The following is a 15,861-nucleotide window of genomic DNA, read 5'->3' on the forward strand; positions in this document are numbered from 1 at the left end:
GAGGACGGCACATGGCTATTCAATTGTCGAAAGGACAGCGTGTTGATCTGACAAAAACGAACCCAGGCCTTACAAAAGCGGTGATCGGCTTAGGTTGGGATACGAACAAGTACTCCGGAGGGCATGATTTTGACCTTGATGCGTCGGCTTTTCTGGTCGATGCCCATGACAACTGTGTAAATGATCTTGATTTTGTTTTTTACAATAACCTGGAACATCCGAGCGGCGGCGTCATCCATACGGGAGACAACCGGACGGGTGAGGGCGATGGAGACGATGAACAAATTATCGTCGACTTCACAAAAATACCCGCAAATATAGAAAAGATCGGCATCACCGTCACGATTCATGACGCGGAAGCGCGCGGCCAAAATTTCGGACAAGTCTCGAACGCGTTCGTGCGCGTCGTCGATGAAAACAACCAGAATGAACTGCTTCGTTTTGATTTAGGGGAAGACTTCTCGATTGAAACGGCGGTTGTCGTTTGTGAGCTTTACCGCCATGGGGCTGAGTGGAAATTTAACGCCATCGGCAGCGGGTTTTCCGGCGGTCTGGCATCACTGTGCCGGAATTACGGCTTGCAGGTGTAAGCAGGAAATTACCGTTTTACTAAATAGGAGGAAAAAACTTGGATTTTCTACATCATATTATGTCGACCTACGCTTCCTTTTTTGATTGGAAAATGTGGGGTGAGGTGCTGACTGACCCTGTATCATGGGGGCTGATCGGTTCCTTGGTTCTGCTGGAAGGCCTGCTGTCGGCCGACAATGCGTTAGTGCTTGCGGTTATGGTAAGGCATCTGCCTGAAAAACAGCGAAAGAAAGCATTGACGTACGGATTGTTCGGAGCATATATTTTCCGTTTTATCTTTATCGGAATCGGAATGCTGCTCATTAAGTTCTGGTGGATCAAAGTGCTTGGCGCGCTGTACCTGGCTTGGCTCGTCATTAAGCATTTCTGGATCGGAGAAGGTGATGACGATACGGAAGGCATGAAGAAAAATTCTTGGATGGTCCGTACGTTCGGGATTTTCTGGGCCACTGTCGTTTCAGTGGAACTGATGGATCTTGCCTTCTCTGTTGACAGCATTTTGGCCGCGTTTGCGGTATCGGAAAAAGTGTGGGTGCTCTTGATCGGCGGTATGCTCGGCATTCTCATGATGCGTACAGTCGCAAAAGTATTCCTTGTTTTAATTGATAAAATCCCTGAGCTTGAAAACACGGCTTTCGTGCTGATCGGGATTATCGCCGTGAAAATGGCGGCGAGCGCTTTTGATTATGAAATGCCGCACGTGGTGTTCTTCGGAATCATCATCGCTGCGTTTGTGGTGACGTTTGTCATCCATTATTTCAACAAACAAAAGCAGGTTCAGGAGCAGACGGCTGCATCTAAAGAAGAATAAAACCAAAAAGGAGGGAGAGTTCATTTCCTTCCTTTTTTGTACCGATAATCAAGAAGAGAAAGGAGGAAGATGATGAGGCAGGAAGAATTGGTGATCCGAAAGGCTGAGCTTGAAAACGATGACTGGGAAACGTTTCTGATGCAGCCGCTGCCGGAACGCCCCGGTTACGAGCGGGAAAACGGGCTGGCTTTTACCCGCCTTGCCGTCAGGATTTTAGGCACTCCTTATGATGAGACGGAATATTACAATACGCTTTTCGAGCTGTCTTCTCATGAAAACATTCATGTATTGAGCGAAACACTGGATAAGACCATCGCGCCTGAAACGTTTCAGGCGCTGCAGCACATTCATACGGTCAATCAAAAGGAGAAAGGGCTTTCGGTTTCCAGGTTTGTCGCGTTTCTCGACGGAGGCAGGCTGCTTGCCAAACATCCCGATCCGCTTATGCACCGCCGGCTGAGAACCGCGTTTATGACGCTTTTGGAAACCTTTGCAAGCCGGCATGAAAACGGGCTGAATCATCCCGATTTCCGGCGTGTGCTCCTGGATGTGTCAAAGTTTTCGCTGAACCACCTGAATCCATGGCTCGAACAAGCCGATATAGAGCGTGAGATGCCGAAGGTGGTGTGGTATGGAGACGCTGCCAAAAGCCAGCTCTATTTTCTCTATTATTTAATGCTGGTCGGCTGTGATGTCCTATTATTTCATCCGGCTGGTGAAGATCTGTTCAGTGAGATTGATCCGGATGAGGAGCTCAGCTTTGTGATAAAGCTCCCCGCAATAGGCGGCCTTGAGCCTTTTCCAAAAGAAAAACCGGTTAGAACCTCCACGGCGGCCTACCGGTCAACCAAAGAAATTGAGCATGTGTTAAACCATGAAGAGTCAATGATGTATAAGCCTTGGCAGTTCAGAGAGCATACCCCGCAGTCCGTGACATTAAAAACGACGTATGATGAGTTATTTCTCATTGCGAAGGAGCGGGCCTTTATCCGTCCGCAATTTAAAGCGGACAGGGAGCGGGTTGCCGTTCCGAACCTTTTTGCGAAAGTAATGGGGGTTTCCAAAGATACGAAAGAATATTGGAACAGGCTCCATACCGCCGCGGACTATCAGGAGACACACATGATCCGCAGTTTTCCGTTTACGGAAGAGCTGAAAGCCAACTACCAGTATCATTACAGTCAAGTCTTAAATGAAGAAGGAACGATTGACGCGGAAAGGCTGAAAAGAAGCAACATCTGGCAGTACAAGCATCTCCCGTCAGGGGTGCAGACCGCCATCGCCAATGTGATTTCTGACATGTGCAGAAACCCCGGAATGAAGGCTTTGCCAGGGGAGCAGGCAAGGGATGCCGCTATTTATTTGTTCCGCCAGGCGACGAACCTGCCCGCTTCGCTGCTGCAATTGATTCAGACGTTTGATTACGCCCAAACCGTTCCGAAGCTGCTTTTGTATCATACGGAACAAAATGGCGAATTCACGCGTTCTGATGCGGCCGCTCTTTTGTTTTTAAATAAATTCGGCGTTGATATCATCTTGTATAATCCGCCGGGTCATCAGGACATCGAGCATTATATAGAAGAAAGCCAATTTGATGTCCATTGGCTGGAGGACATGGTGTTTCGGCAGGAATATAAGGAGCCGTCACTCGTAAGAAAGCTGTTTAGAACTATTACGCAAAAGCAGGGAGAGTAAATAAACATGACAGAAAATCAAAATCCGCTTATTCTTGATAAAAATGAAGAGATTTCTGAACAAAAAGCAGACGACATCAGGCTGCAGCTCCGCCAAGACCCTGAGGTACAGCGCATCTCGCAGCAAATTGATGTGAAAAACCAAATGGAGCTGCTCGAGTATGGAAAAGAACCGGCAGTTGAAATCTCGAAGTTCTCCGATCGCATCTTAAATATGATGAAAACAACAAGTGTCACAGATTCAGGCACAATGCTGACGCAGCTCGGAAAAATCATGGATCGTTTTGACAAAAATGATTTCGATGAGCCAAAGGGATTTCTCGCTAAAATGTTCAAACGCGGAAACAGCATGATTGAAAAGATTTTTCAAAAGTACCGCACCCTGGGCGGAGAAATTGAAAAAATCCATGTTGAAATTTCGAAATACAAAGATGAAATGGCAAAGACGAACCATACGCTTGAAGAGATGTATGAGAACAACATTAACTACTACATGGAGCTTGAAAAATATGTCGTTGCCGGGCAGATGAAGCTTGAGGAAATGCAGGCGCTTATTCCTTCTTATGAAGAAAAAGCGGCGGGCGGAAACCAGCTGGCGCAAATGCAGCTCGATACGCTGCGCGACGGGCTTCAGGCGCTTGAAGAACGTGTGTATGATTTAGATATGGCGCGGATGGTGGCGCTGCAGACGGCACCGCAGATTCGCCTCCTTCAGCGCGGGAATACGAAGCTTATCGGGAAGATCAATTCCGCTTTCGTCATTACGATTCCGATTTTCAAAAACGGCATTATTCAGGCTGTCACTGTCAAACGCCAAAAGCTTGTGGCTGATTCAATGAGCGAGCTGGACCGCCGCACGAATGAAATGCTGAAGCGCAACGCTGAAAATATTTCAAGCCAAAGCGTGGAGATTGCCCGTATGGCAGGCCGTCCGAGCATTGACATTGAGACAATCGAAACATCTTGGAATACGATTGTCAGCGGCATGCAGGAAACAAAGCAGATTGAGGAAGAGAACAGACGCCTCAGAGAAGACGGAGCGAAAAGGATTCAACAGCTCCAAGATAATATTAAAAACGCAGTCTTAAAGAATTAATCAGCACCCCGCTTGCTTACGGCAAGCGGGTTTTTTTGCGAAAAAAGATAATGACAATGTGTAAAGACAGGTGTAAACTTATACGGTAATCATTTTCGATTTGAGGTGCTGCTTATGAACAAACAACCTGCCGTCACACCGCGTAAACTTTTGGCGATTGCCGGAATGGGCTGGCTGTTTGATGCTATGGATGTCGGAATTTTATCGTTTATTATCGCCGCGCTTCACGCTGATTGGAATTTAACACCCGATCAAATGAAATGGATCGGAAGCGTCAATTCAATCGGTATGGCAGCGGGCGCTTTTGTATTCGGAATGCTGGCTGACAGGATCGGCCGGAAAAAAGTGTTTATGATCACGCTGTTATTCTTTTCTGTCGGAAGCGGCATATCCGCTTTCGCAACGGGATTGACGGTTTTTCTCATCTTGCGTTTTCTGATCGGTATGGGGCTTGGCGGAGAGCTGCCCGTCGCTTCGACGCTCGTGTCAGAAGCGTCTGCCCCTGAAAAGCGGGGGAGGATCATCGTGCTGCTTGAAAGCTTTTGGGCCGCGGGCTGGCTTCTTGCGGCGGTTATTTCTTACTTTGTCATACCGTCATTCGGGTGGCGGGCCGCACTGCTCTTAACGGCGCTGGCGGCACTTTATGCGCTGATTTTGCGGAGAAGCCTTCCGGAATCACCGGCGCATCAGGCCTTATCACAGAAAAAAAGCATACGCGGGCAGGCGGGAAGTGTCTGGGCGAAACCGTATAGCCGGCAGACGGTGCTGCTGTCTGTCGTTTGGTTCTGTGTCGTCTTTTCCTATTACGGCATGTTTTTGTGGCTGCCGAGCGTGATGCTGATGAAAGGCTACAGCATGATTGAGAGCTTCGAATACGTACTGCTGATGACACTTGCCCAGCTTCCCGGATATTTCTCAGCGGCTTGGCTGATCGAAAAAGCGGGGCGGAAGACCCTCTTGGTCATCTATTTGCTCGGAACGGCGGGCAGCGCTTATTTCTTCGGTGCCGCGGATTCATTGGGTATGCTGCTTGCGGCCGGCATGCTGCTGTCATTCTTCAATCTCGGCGCATGGGGCGTGCTTTACGCTTATACACCGGAGCAATATCCTGCGGCGATCCGTGCGACCGGTTCCGGCACTGCGGCGGCAGTCGGCAGAATAGGCGGTATTTTCGGCCCGCTTCTCGTCGGGTCGCTTGCAGCCCGGAACGTTTCGTTTACAGCTGTCTTTGCCGTCTTTTGCGCGGCCATCCTGATTGCCGTCATCACCATCCTTATTCTCGGAAAAGAAACGAAACAGACAGAGCTTGCGCAATGAGCACCCTTTTGGGGTGCTTTTTTTAGTGAGGCGTCTGTTTGGAAGGCCTATATTTTTCCTTAATGTTCCTTAATTTCAGGAAGAGGCAACACCTTTTTTTGGGACAATATCGCAAAAAAATTCTTGTATTTGTAAAAAAAGGATAGGAAATCAGTTTGCAGCATATTTGATGGAAACGTTCTCAAGCCTGATAAAAGCTCAATTTCCCTTGTAATTTATCATCATTAAGGAGGATTAGAGAGTATTTAGAAGCATACCAGAGGAAAATAAGTCACATGGATGTTTTTAAAGTAATGATACAAAATAAAAGGGATTATGATGTTTGTTTGACTTATTACAAACGTGTTACGGTATTAAAGATTGCTTATTATGGAGGGAAAATATGAATTCGGATGAGAAACCAATTAAGATAAAAGTCGAAAATGTATCTAAGGTTTTCGGAAAACAGACAAAAAAAGCCATTCAGATGCTGTCCAGCGGAAAAAACAAAAAAGAGATCCTGAAAGCGACCGGATCAACCGTTGGTGTCAATCAAGCAAACTTTGATGTATATGATGGGGAGATATTTGTCATCATGGGTCTATCGGGGAGCGGTAAATCAACTTTAGTGCGGCTGTTAAACCGGCTTATTGAACCGACTGCCGGGAATATCTATATTGATGGTGACATGATAACAAATATGTCAAAAGACCAGCTCCGGGAAGTGCGCCGGAAAAAAATCAGCATGGTCTTTCAAAAATTTGCACTGTTTCCGCACAGAACGATTCTTGAAAATACGGAATACGGATTGGAACTCCAAGGCGTTGACAAAAAAGAGCGTGAGAAAAAAGCGCTTGATTCGCTTAAACTTGTCGGTCTTGAAGGCTTTGAACATCAATTCCCTGATCAGCTCAGTGGAGGAATGCAGCAACGTGTCGGCCTTGCCCGCGCATTGACGAATGATCCTGACATTCTTCTGATGGATGAAGCTTTCAGTGCGCTTGATCCGCTGATCCGTAAAGATATGCAGGATGAGCTTTTAGACCTTCATGACTCTGTCGGCAAAACGATTATCTTCATCACGCATGACCTTGATGAAGCATTGCGCATCGGCGACAGAATCGTGCTGATGAAAGACGGTAACATCGTTCAGATCGGGACACCTGAAGAAATTCTAATGAGCCCGTCCAATGAATACGTTGAAAAATTCGTTGAAGACGTTGATTTATCTAAAGTTCTGACAGCGGGCCACATCATGAAGCGCGCTGAAACTGTGCGGATTGACAAAGGGCCTCGTGTAGCGCTGCAGCTGATGAAGAACTTAGGTATTTCTTCTATCTACGCCGTTGATAAACAAAAAAAGCTACTCGGCGTCATTCACGCGGCGGATGCGAAAAAAGCGGTCGAATCCGACTTATCGCTGCAGGATATTTTAAATACTGAATTTACGACTGTGCACGAAAGCACATACTTGACGGAAATTTTCGATGTCGTGTCCGATGCGAATATTCCGATCGCCGTCACGGACGATAAAGGCCGCATGAAAGGCATTGTCGTAAAAGGCGCATTAATCGGCGCGCTTTCAGGCAATAACGATTATATAAATGTTGAAGATTCTGCTGAACAAGCTCAGGATTCTTCTGTTCAGGGGGTGAAGTAAATGGACAGATTGCCTAGAATTCCGTTAGCAGATATCGTTGACCGGTTTGTTGACTGGCTTACTATGACGTTCGGAGGTTTCTTTGACGGAATCTCAAACGGATTAGCCGCTTTCGTAAACGCGATTGTGAGCGGGTTGGGTTACATCCCGTCTATTTTATTAACTGTGATTTTTGCAGCCCTTGCTTGGTGGATCAGTACGAAAGGAATTGCACTCTTTACATTAATCGGATTCCTTGTTATTGATTATTTGGGCTATTGGTCGCCGATGCTGCAAACATTGGCGCTTGTCGTAACATCTGTTTTGATTTCCATTATTATCGGGGTTCCGATCGGCGTGTGGGCGTCTCAAAAAGAAACGGTCCGCCGCATTGTCACACCGATTCTCGATTTAATGCAGACCATGCCGGCCTTCGTATACCTGCTGCCTGCGATTTTCTTCTTTAATATCGGCGTTGTGCCGGGCGTTGTGGCATCTGTTATTTTCGCGATGCCTCCGACGATCCGCATGACGGTTCTCGGTATTAAACAAGTTCCGGCTGATCTGATTGAAGCGACGGAAGCATTCGGTTCAACGACGTCTCAGCGTCTGTTCAAGGTACAGCTTCCGCTTGCCACAAAAACGATTCTTGCCGGTATTAACCAAAGTATCATGCTTGCGTTATCAATGGTCGTTATCGCGGCCATGGTAGGTGCGCCGGGTCTCGGTTCTGAAGTATACAGCGCCGTGACACAATTGAAAACCGGTGTCGGAGTAGAAGCGGGTATCGCGATCGTTATCGTCGCGATTACGCTTGACCGTATTACGCAAAACATTAAAGTGAAGAAAAAGAGCAGGGGGAATGCCTGATGCTTAAGAAAATCATCGGTGTCGGCGTTACCGCTGCGCTGGCTCTTTCTTTGGCCGCCTGCGGTTCGCAGACTGATGGTCAAGCTACGGCTGCGTCCCAGGTGAACAAAACCATTATCGGTATTGACCCGGGTTCGGGAATCATGGCCTTAACTGATGAGGCCGTGAAGGATTACGGATTGAAAGACTGGAACGTCGTGACAGCATCAAGCGCCGCCATGACCGCGACATTGAAGAAATCATATGACCGGAAGAAGCCGATCATCGTAACGGGCTGGACGCCGCACTGGATGTTCTCCAGATATAAGCTGAAATTCCTTGATGATCCGAAAAAAACGTACGGAACTGCCGAGCAGATTCATACGATTACAAGAACCGGCTTCAGTAAGGAACAGCCTAACGCGGTCAAAGTTCTCAGCCAGTTCAAATGGACGCAGGACGATATGGGAGAAGTCATGATTGCCGTTGAAGAAGGCGAAAAGCCGGCCAAAGCCGCTGCTGATTACGTGAAAAAACATAAAGATCAAGTGGCTCAATGGACAAAAGGCGCTCATAAAGTAAAAGGTGATAAAATCAACCTGGCTTATGTGGCGTGGGACAGTGAAATTGCCAGTACCAATGTAGTCGGAAAGGTATTGCAAGACCTTGGCTATGACGTGAAGCTGACGCAAGTGGAGGCAGGCCCGATGTGGACTGCGGTTGCGACAGGCAGCGCGGATGCATCATTGTCTGCTTGGCTACCGAACACCCATAAAGCTTATGCGTCTAAATATAAAGGCAAATATGAAGATGTAGGAACGAGTCTGACAGGCGTCAAGATGGGTCTGGTCGTTCCTCAATATATGAAAAACGTCAATTCAATTGAAGATTTGAAGAAGTAATGAAGAAAAGCAGCCCCGTGCCGGGCTGCTTTTTTTTATGCTTCAAACGATGCGAGGACGGCGGCCGTTAATATCTCGACGCCGGTAAAGATGGCGCTTCGGTCAAATGTCATATGGGGATGGTGAAGCCCCGGCTGCAGCCCGCACCCAAGACCGAGCATCGTCGTTTTCAAGTTCGGCACCTTCAACCCATAAAAGTGAAAATCCTCCCCTCCGGTCGTCACAAGAGGCTCATCAACATGTTCTTCTCCGAGAATGCCGCTTATCGCAGCCGCCATGATGGCTTCCGCTTCTTTGTTCCGCTCGGCTGCCGGGAGGCTGTGTTCTTTTTGCAGTTCAATTTTTGCGCCGAATGCGGCAGCCGCCGCCTCGCAGGCTCTTTCTGTTTCAGCGGTCAGTTTTTCCATGGCGGCATTGGTTTGTGCGCGGAGATCAAGGCTGAAGGATGCTTTTCCCGGGATGATATTGGAACTCTCTCCGCCTGCCTGAAGCTTTGTCATCTTCACGGAATGCGGGATGCCGGGATCAAGATGAATGAAGCTCAGCTTTTGCACGAGAAGGGCGGCGATTTCGATACTGTTAAGACCGAGATGCGGTCTCGCGCCGTGGGCTTCTTCTCCGATAATCATGCCTTCGATATGCCGGCTTGAGCCGTGCAGAATGGACGGCGCGCATCGGCCGTTTGCCGTTTCCTGTACGGGGCGTACGTGCACTCCGTATAAGAAGTCAACATCATCGAGCACTCCTTTTTCAATCATTTTCAGCGCTCCGCCGCCTTTTTCTTCAGCCGGCTGAAAAATAAAGCGGATGGTGCCCTTCGGAAGCTTCCGCTGGCGCTTTAAAAGCATCATCGTGCCGAGCGCCATGGTCATATGTGAATCATGTCCGCATGAGTGGTTCGCCTGAAAGACACCGTCCACTTCCTGCCACAGCGCGTCAATATCCGCCCGGACAGCCACGACAAGTGAACCTTCTCCGATTTCGCCGATCACCCCGGTACAATCATCAAACGTGCGGGTCCGGCAGCCTGCTTCTTTCAGTTTTTCAGTCAGATATTCAGTTGTTTGATATTCTTTCCAGCTTACTTCGGGATGGGCGTGCAGGTGGTTGAAAATATCCATAATGACTTGTTTATCATGCTCTGTCAGTCTGTTCATGCCGTAAGTCCTCCTTCAAAAGCTGTCTGTTTTTTATTTTTGATATTGAAAACAGGCAATCAGTCTGTATATAATATAGCACATATCTGTATTTTCTGAATAGTTTATAAATTTAAAGCGGGATGGTGATGTTATGGCTGTGCCGAAGGCCGAACCTGATTTAAAAAAGAAGAAATCGTTTGTGATGCCCGATGCTTACGTTCTGCTTTTCATTGTCGCTTTACTATGTGCGTTAGCGTCGTACATCGTTCCCGCGGGGGAATTCGACAGGGTGACAAAGGGCAGTGTGACGTCGGCCGTCCCGGGAAGCTATCATTCTCTGGAGCAGTCTCCGGTCAGCCCGATCGCTTTTTTCACCGCGATTCAGGAAGGGATGACAAGTTCCGCACCGATTATCTTTTTAATCCTCTTTACAGGGGGCACCATTGCGATTTTGGAGAAGACGGGCGCCATCAATGGATTGATCAATAATGTCATCAGTACGTTCCGTACAAAACAGCTGCTGTTTATTGCGATTGTCGGCGCCTTATTTTCGATCCTCGGCACAACCGGCATCGTCGTCAATTCCGTGATCGGTTTTATCCCGATCGGTCTGATTGTCGCCCGTTCGCTGAAATGGGATGCCGTGGCCGGAGCGGCCGTCATTTATATCGGCTGTTATGCCGGGTTTAACGCAACGATATTATCTCCATCGCCGCTCGGGTTATCACAAAGCATCGCGGAGCTGCCGCTGTTTTCGGGCATCGGCCTGCGGATTGCCGTCTATATTTGTTTTCTGCTTTCTTCTATTTTATATATATATCGGTATACGAGAAGGCTCAGGAAATCAAAAGACGCCAGCCTGTTGGGGAACGATTGGTTTCCGGCGGCAGGTTCAGTCCCGCAGGTATCTGAGCCGGAGGACAAACAAGTCTCGTTCACTGTCCGGCATAAGCTGATTCTCGCTGTTGCGGCTTTGTCGCTTGCCGGCTTTTTGTACGGCGCGCTCACCCTTGGCTGGTCTGATTCAGAAATGGCCGCCGTGTTCATTTTTATCTCGATCTTGTCCGGCCTGATTGCGGGAATGGCGGCAAATGATATCGCAAAAACGTTTATCACGGGCTCTCAGGGGCTCGTTTACGGAGCACTGATCGTCGGAATGGCGAGAAGCATTTCCGTTATTTTGGAACACGGAAAGCTGCTTGATACGGTAGTCAATGGACTGGCGTCACTGCTGCACGGTTTCAGCCCGATGGCGGGCGCAATCGGAATGTATATTTCCAGCGCTCTGCTTCATTTTTTGATTTCATCAGGGTCGGGGGAGGCGGTCGTATTTATTCCGATCTTGGCGCCGCTTGCTGATCTGATGGGCATCACGAGACAGGTTGCGGATTGAAGCGGTCATGCTTGGAGGAGGCGTCGTAAACTGTGTCAATCCGACTTCCGGCGTGCTGATGGCCGTATTGGCTGCAAGCGGCATTCCGTACGTAAAGTGGCTTCGTTTTATGGTCCCGCTGGCGCTGATCTGGTTTGTGATCGGCCTTGTGTTTATCTGCATAGGCGTCCTGATCAAATGGGGTCCTTACTAAACATTTTGTCAATGATATTTCGGTTTATCATTATGAATCGGCAAGATATAATGAAGTTGTAAGCCATTCATAAAAGTACGGGAGGAAGTCATCAATCAGCGTAGGAACAGACTTTCAAACGTGAATGGAAAGAATGAGAGTGTGAGAGAGAAAGAACGAATGATTTGGTCAGAAGTCGGAATGCTTATGGGCACACTGTCTTTGCTTGACATCATAGTACGCGGACTTGTCCTGAACTGTCCGTTTAGGGAATGGGCCGGAAGCTTGGCGGTTTTCTTCATTATAATCGTTTATTATTGCATCAGAGCAGCTGCATCGGGGATTTTGCTGCCGGCTATTCATTCTGAAGCAGCATTGAAAAAACAAATCAGACGGCAAATGGGAGAAACGCTTGCCGTTGCCGTTATCATTACGCTGATCACCATGTATGACCAAGGAATCCCGCATCACTTTACAGGGTGGCTGAAATTGATTGCATTATTTCTCGTATGCAGCATCTTCATATTTCTGGTCCGTTATGTTGCAGTAAGGCTGATTTATAGAAGATCTCGCAAAAAAAGCTGACAAATGAGCCCTGCTTGGTTTCAAGCAGAAGCAGGGACTTGCTTTATATGTTGGCCGATTTTGACCGTGCTTGTGCAATGTATGTATGAGCGGCTAAATCATGTACACTCTGTGAGCGATTTTTAAAGAGAAACAAAAAGTATAACAGCGGGCTCGCGCAATACACGAAGATCGTAAAATAGCGGATAAATGCCTGCTTAAAAGAAATGTTCCCGCGGGACTTTTCATCGGCGACACGCAGCCTGAAAATGAACAGTCCGATCGTTCCTTTCATTTTTGTAAGCGGCATCAGCATCGGATACAGAATAATCATCACAAATTCAGAGATCAGCACGGCCCACAAGGCTTCATCGGTCAGTTTCGCGATATAAAGGATGACTGATACAATGATAATCACATCTAACAGGACAGCCGGAATGCGATAATAGAACTTTCCGGCATCGGGAAGCGGTTCGGATGACTGGACATCCGGTGATTTCCTGAGAACTGCGGTGCCGGCCGCCATATCGTGAACTGCCTGCGCTTTTTCTGTAAAGTGCACCGTAATAAATGGCAGAACAGAGAGAAAGTGAAGAAGGGAAACAAAAAATCTGCCGACAGCTTGCCCGAATGAAATTCTGCTCCCATCATGCGCTTTTACCACCTTCAGTTTAAAGATGTAAGCGCCGATCGTTCCTTCAAACGGAGTAAGCGGCATCAAAATATAGCAAAGCACAATCAAGCCGGTAAAAATGAAGAAAAAAGAAGTGCTCAGCGGTCTTCCGGCATATAAGGTGATTGGCACAAGCAGAATGAATAGGTACATGAGCAGAAGGTCAACCAAAAAAGCCGCCATCCGTTCACCTATATTTGCATAATTCATGATTCATTATTCTCCTTTCGTACAGTAAAAAGACAACAAATCACATTTTATAGTCAGATTTCCTTTTTTAGAATAGGTATTTATTCCTCATTTTCACATATATGACATCATAACTATTCATTTATTCCTTTCAGTTGGAAAGAATAAAAAAATAAAACTTTTCTCTTGCAAAAGTTTGTGAAGTATTGCACAATATAAATGTGAAATACTTCACAATATAAAAACAGACACCACGAAACACTGGAGGATGAGCATACATGATGAACGAACGAGTGAACAAAGTAGCATTAATCGGAGCAGGTTTTGTTGGAAGCAGTTATGCATTTGCGCTAATTAACCAAGGGATCACGGATGAGCTTGTGATCATTGATGTAAATAAAGAAAAAGCAATGGGAGATGTCATGGATTTAAACCACGGAAAGGCATTTGCGCCTCATCCGGTAAAAACGTCTTACGGCACATATGAGGATTGCAAGGATTCCGATATTGTGTGCATTTGTGCCGGAGCCAACCAAAAACCGGGCGAAACGAGACTTGAGCTGGTCGAAAAAAATCTCGCCATTTTCAAAAGCATTGTCGGTGAAGTCATGGCAAGCGGATTTGACGGCATCTTCCTCGTTGCCACAAACCCGGTCGATATTCTTACTTATGCGACGTGGAAATTCAGCGGCCTGCCGAAAGAACGCGTCATCGGCAGCGGTACGACACTTGATTCTGCGAGATTCCGTTATATGCTGAGTGAATACTTCGGTGCCGCCCCGCAAAACGTACACGCCCACATTATCGGCGAGCACGGAGATACCGAGCTTCCTGTATGGAGTCACGCCAATATCGGCGGAGTGCCGGTGCAGCAATTACTGGAGAAAAATGCAGCTTACAAGCAGGACGAGCTGGATCAGATCGTTGAAGATGTGAAAAACGCGGCCTACCATATTATTGAGAAAAAAGGCGCGACATATTACGGAGTGGCGATGAGCCTCGCCCGCATCACAAAAGCGATTTTGCGTAATGAAAACAGCATTTTGACCGTCAGCACATATTTGGACGGGCAATACGGAGTCAACGATGTCTTTATCGGCATTCCGGCCGTCGTCAATCGGAACGGCATCGCCGGTGTGACGGAACTTGAGCTGAATGAAACAGAACAGGCTCAATTCAGCCGCAGTGCAAACGTGCTGAAAGATATTCTCGCTCCGCATTTTGCAGAGTAAACACAAAAAAGCAGTACATGATAAACGCCATGTACTGCTTTTTTTAATTCGCTTTTTTCGCCATTTCCTGAGAGGTTTTCACTCTCGCTTTTCCCATAAACAAAACGGTAACGGCTGCAATGACGATCGGCACCAGAGCAAGGGTAAATACATATGTGATGCTTTGCGACATTGCGTCAATAATTTTATCCAGAATCTGCGGCGGAATTTGAGCGCGCGTGCCGGCCTGGAAGATTTCCTGGGAATTTCCGATGTTCTGCATCGCGCCGCCCGCTCCTTTCATGCCGCTGAAAGAATCTGTCAGCTTGTTTGTAAATACATTCGTCTGGATGGTTCCGAAAATCGTCACACCGAGCGTCATGCCGAATGATCTTAAGAACGAGTTTGTTGAGTTGGCGCTTCCGCGGTAGCGCGGCTCAAGGTCGTTCATGGACGCTGCCGGCAGCAATGAGAAGTTGAAGCCGACGCCGAATCCGGAGATCAGCATGAATACCGTCAGCATCGTACGCGCCGTATCCGGAGTCATATTCGAAAGCAGCAGCATTCCGATAAAGAAAGCGACCACGGAAATCAGCATCAAATTACGGAACCGCACTTTCGTTTGGAAAATCCCGCCGATCATACTTCCGATAACAGAACCGATCATCATCGGCGTCAAAATAAAGCCCGCGCTCGTCGCGGTGCTGCCGTACACAGCCTGAACGAAAATCGGGATAAACACCGCCAAAATCACAAATGTGGCTCCGTAAAGGAAAGCCAAAATCTGAGCGGTGGCAAATAAACGGTTTTTAAACATCCAAAATGAAATAATCGGTTCTTCCGCTTTTCTTTCCACAATAAAAAAGGCGATAAAGAACACGGCGAACACAGCGAACAGACCGATGATCTGAACGGAGTTCCAATCATATGTTTTTCCGCCGAGCTCAAGAGCGAACATCAGACCGACAATGGAAACCACCAGCGTAATCGCGCCGGCCCAGTCGATTTTCTGCTTCTTGTGCTCAAGTGATTCTTTATAATAACGAAGAATGAAGAACAGTGATAAAATGCCGATCGGCACGTTGATGTAAAACACCCAGTGCCAGCTGATGGAGTCGGTAATGAGCGCGCCTAAAAGCGGCCCGAGAACGCTGGACAGGCCGAAAACGGCACCGAACATACCCGACATTTTTCTGCGTTTTTCCGGCGGAAATAAATCAAAAATAATCGTGAAGGCGATCGGCATCAGCGCGCCTCCGCCGATTCCCTGAATGACGCGGTAAATAATGAGCTGGTCCATTGTTTGGGCGATTCCGCATAATGCGGATCCGATTAAGAAAAGAATAAGACCGAATAAAAAGAAACGTTTCCGTCCGTACATATCGGACAGTTTTCCGTAAATCGGCATACCGGCCATAACGGCTACCATGTATGATGCCGTCACCCACGCGAACTTATCGAAACTTCCGAGGTCCGCCGCGATATTTCCCATCGCAGTGGCAACGATTGTATTATCCATAGCCGACATTAAAATGCCCAGCAAAAGACCGATGACGACAAACTTTGTCGAGGCGTCCTTCGCGGCTGTTTGTTCCATGCTTTTTCCTCCTATACTTACTTTTGACCATTAAATTTGCTATGA

At 47.5% G+C, this 15,861-nt stretch carries 13 protein-coding genes and 1 pseudogene; 11 read left to right on the plus strand and 3 right to left on the minus strand.

The genetic code is table 11. The annotated features are described in order from the left end of the window. The first annotated feature begins 11 nt into the window (after window positions 1–11). The 8 genes from ACW5MY_RS01555 (at window position 12) to ACW5MY_RS01590 (ending at window position 8,878) form a co-directional block, all read left to right on the plus strand. Window positions 12–590, plus strand: a complete 579-nt coding sequence (locus tag ACW5MY_RS01555; RefSeq protein WP_013350929.1) for a TerD family protein — start codon at window positions 12–14, stop codon at window positions 588–590. 38 nt (window positions 591–628) lie between these two features. After that, window positions 629–1,402: a TerC family protein gene (locus tag ACW5MY_RS01560; protein WP_013350930.1), complete on the plus strand. Its 774-nt coding sequence runs from the start codon at window positions 629–631 to the stop codon at window positions 1,400–1,402. A gap of 72 nt (window positions 1,403–1,474) precedes the next feature. Then, a complete protein-coding gene (locus ACW5MY_RS01565; protein WP_013350931.1) occupies window positions 1,475–3,097 on the plus strand; it encodes a YceG family protein in 1,623 nt (540 codons plus the stop codon). Between the two features lie 6 nt (window positions 3,098–3,103). After that, window positions 3,104–4,192, plus strand: coding sequence for a toxic anion resistance protein (locus tag ACW5MY_RS01570; RefSeq protein WP_014469703.1), 1,089 nt, complete (start codon window positions 3,104–3,106; stop codon window positions 4,190–4,192). Window positions 4,193–4,306: 114 nt separating this feature from the next. Next, on the plus strand, window positions 4,307–5,509 hold the full coding sequence (locus ACW5MY_RS01575; RefSeq protein WP_013350933.1) for an MFS transporter: 1,203 nt from the start codon (window positions 4,307–4,309) through the stop codon (window positions 5,507–5,509). Between the two features lie 382 nt (window positions 5,510–5,891). Beyond that, window positions 5,892–7,148, plus strand: coding sequence for a glycine/proline betaine ABC transporter ATP-binding protein OpuAA (opuAA, locus tag ACW5MY_RS01580; protein WP_013350934.1), 1,257 nt, complete (start codon window positions 5,892–5,894; stop codon window positions 7,146–7,148). Continuing rightward, the gene (gene opuAB / locus ACW5MY_RS01585; RefSeq protein WP_013350935.1) at window positions 7,149–7,997 is read left to right on the plus strand and encodes a glycine/proline betaine ABC transporter permease subunit OpuAB; all 849 of its coding nucleotides are present in this window, start codon (window positions 7,149–7,151) and stop codon (window positions 7,995–7,997) included. It abuts the gene before it with no gap. Next, complete coding sequence (locus ACW5MY_RS01590; RefSeq protein WP_013350936.1) at window positions 7,997–8,878, plus strand: glycine betaine ABC transporter substrate-binding protein; 882 nt, start codon at window positions 7,997–7,999, stop codon at window positions 8,876–8,878. Before opuAB ends, ACW5MY_RS01590 begins: the two co-directional genes overlap by 1 nt. A 35-nt stretch (window positions 8,879–8,913) precedes the next feature. Here the strand turns inward: ACW5MY_RS01590 and ACW5MY_RS01595 are convergent, their stop codons facing one another. Beyond that, window positions 8,914–10,035, minus strand: coding sequence for a M20 peptidase aminoacylase family protein (locus ACW5MY_RS01595; protein WP_013350937.1), 1,122 nt, complete (start codon window positions 10,033–10,035; stop codon window positions 8,914–8,916). Window positions 10,036–10,168: 133 nt separating this feature from the next. On the opposite strand from ACW5MY_RS01595, the pseudogene ACW5MY_RS01600 reads away from it, so the two are divergent. Both ACW5MY_RS01600 and ACW5MY_RS01605 read left to right on the plus strand, forming a co-directional pair. Continuing rightward, a pseudogene (locus ACW5MY_RS01600) lies at window positions 10,169–11,603 on the plus strand (YfcC family protein). A 90-nt stretch (window positions 11,604–11,693) separates the two neighbouring features. Next, the gene (locus tag ACW5MY_RS01605) at window positions 11,694–12,167 is read left to right on the plus strand and encodes a DUF6773 family protein (RefSeq protein ID WP_061573692.1); all 474 of its coding nucleotides are present in this window, start codon (window positions 11,694–11,696) and stop codon (window positions 12,165–12,167) included. A 43-nt stretch (window positions 12,168–12,210) separates the two neighbouring features. On the opposite strand, the gene ACW5MY_RS01610 is transcribed toward ACW5MY_RS01605, so the two are convergent. Next, window positions 12,211–13,029, minus strand: a complete 819-nt coding sequence (locus ACW5MY_RS01610; protein ID WP_289394128.1) for an RDD family protein — start codon at window positions 13,027–13,029, stop codon at window positions 12,211–12,213. A 257-nt stretch (window positions 13,030–13,286) separates the two neighbouring features. Here ACW5MY_RS01610 and ACW5MY_RS01615 point away from each other — a divergent pair, with 257 nt between their 5' ends. Next, a complete protein-coding gene (locus tag ACW5MY_RS01615; protein WP_013350942.1) occupies window positions 13,287–14,240 on the plus strand; it encodes an L-lactate dehydrogenase in 954 nt (317 codons plus the stop codon). 43 nt (window positions 14,241–14,283) lie between these two features. On the opposite strand, the gene ACW5MY_RS01620 is transcribed toward ACW5MY_RS01615, so the two are convergent. Then, on the minus strand, window positions 14,284–15,816 hold the full coding sequence (locus ACW5MY_RS01620; protein ID WP_289394129.1) for an MDR family MFS transporter: 1,533 nt from the start codon (window positions 15,814–15,816) through the stop codon (window positions 14,284–14,286). Window positions 15,817–15,861 lie beyond the last annotated feature (45 nt).

This window comes from Bacillus sp. Bwzl_19 (assembly GCF_054900515.1).

Bases quoted from the DNA above. Each gene is read 5' to 3' on its own strand.
- ACW5MY_RS01555 (WP_013350929.1), top strand. From the start codon at position 12: ATGGCTATTCAATTGTCGAAAGGACAGCGTGTTGATCTGACAAAAACG.
- ACW5MY_RS01565 (WP_013350931.1), top strand. From the start codon at position 1,475: ATGAGGCAGGAAGAATTGGTGATCCGAAAGGCTGAGCTTGAAAACGAT.
- ACW5MY_RS01570 (WP_014469703.1), top strand. From the start codon at position 3,104: ATGACAGAAAATCAAAATCCGCTTATTCTTGATAAAAATGAAGAGATT.
- ACW5MY_RS01575 (WP_013350933.1), top strand. From the start codon at position 4,307: ATGAACAAACAACCTGCCGTCACACCGCGTAAACTTTTGGCGATTGCC.
- opuAA (WP_013350934.1), top strand. From the start codon at position 5,892: ATGAATTCGGATGAGAAACCAATTAAGATAAAAGTCGAAAATGTATCT.
- opuAB (WP_013350935.1), top strand. From the start codon at position 7,149: ATGGACAGATTGCCTAGAATTCCGTTAGCAGATATCGTTGACCGGTTT.
- ACW5MY_RS01590 (WP_013350936.1), top strand. From the start codon at position 7,997: ATGCTTAAGAAAATCATCGGTGTCGGCGTTACCGCTGCGCTGGCTCTT.
- ACW5MY_RS01595 (WP_013350937.1), bottom strand. From the start codon at position 10,035: ATGAACAGACTGACAGAGCATGATAAACAAGTCATTATGGATATTTTC.
- ACW5MY_RS01610 (WP_289394128.1), bottom strand. From the start codon at position 13,029: ATGAATTATGCAAATATAGGTGAACGGATGGCGGCTTTTTTGGTTGAC.
- ACW5MY_RS01615 (WP_013350942.1), top strand. From the start codon at position 13,287: ATGATGAACGAACGAGTGAACAAAGTAGCATTAATCGGAGCAGGTTTT.
- ACW5MY_RS01620 (WP_289394129.1), bottom strand. From the start codon at position 15,816: ATGGAACAAACAGCCGCGAAGGACGCCTCGACAAAGTTTGTCGTCATC.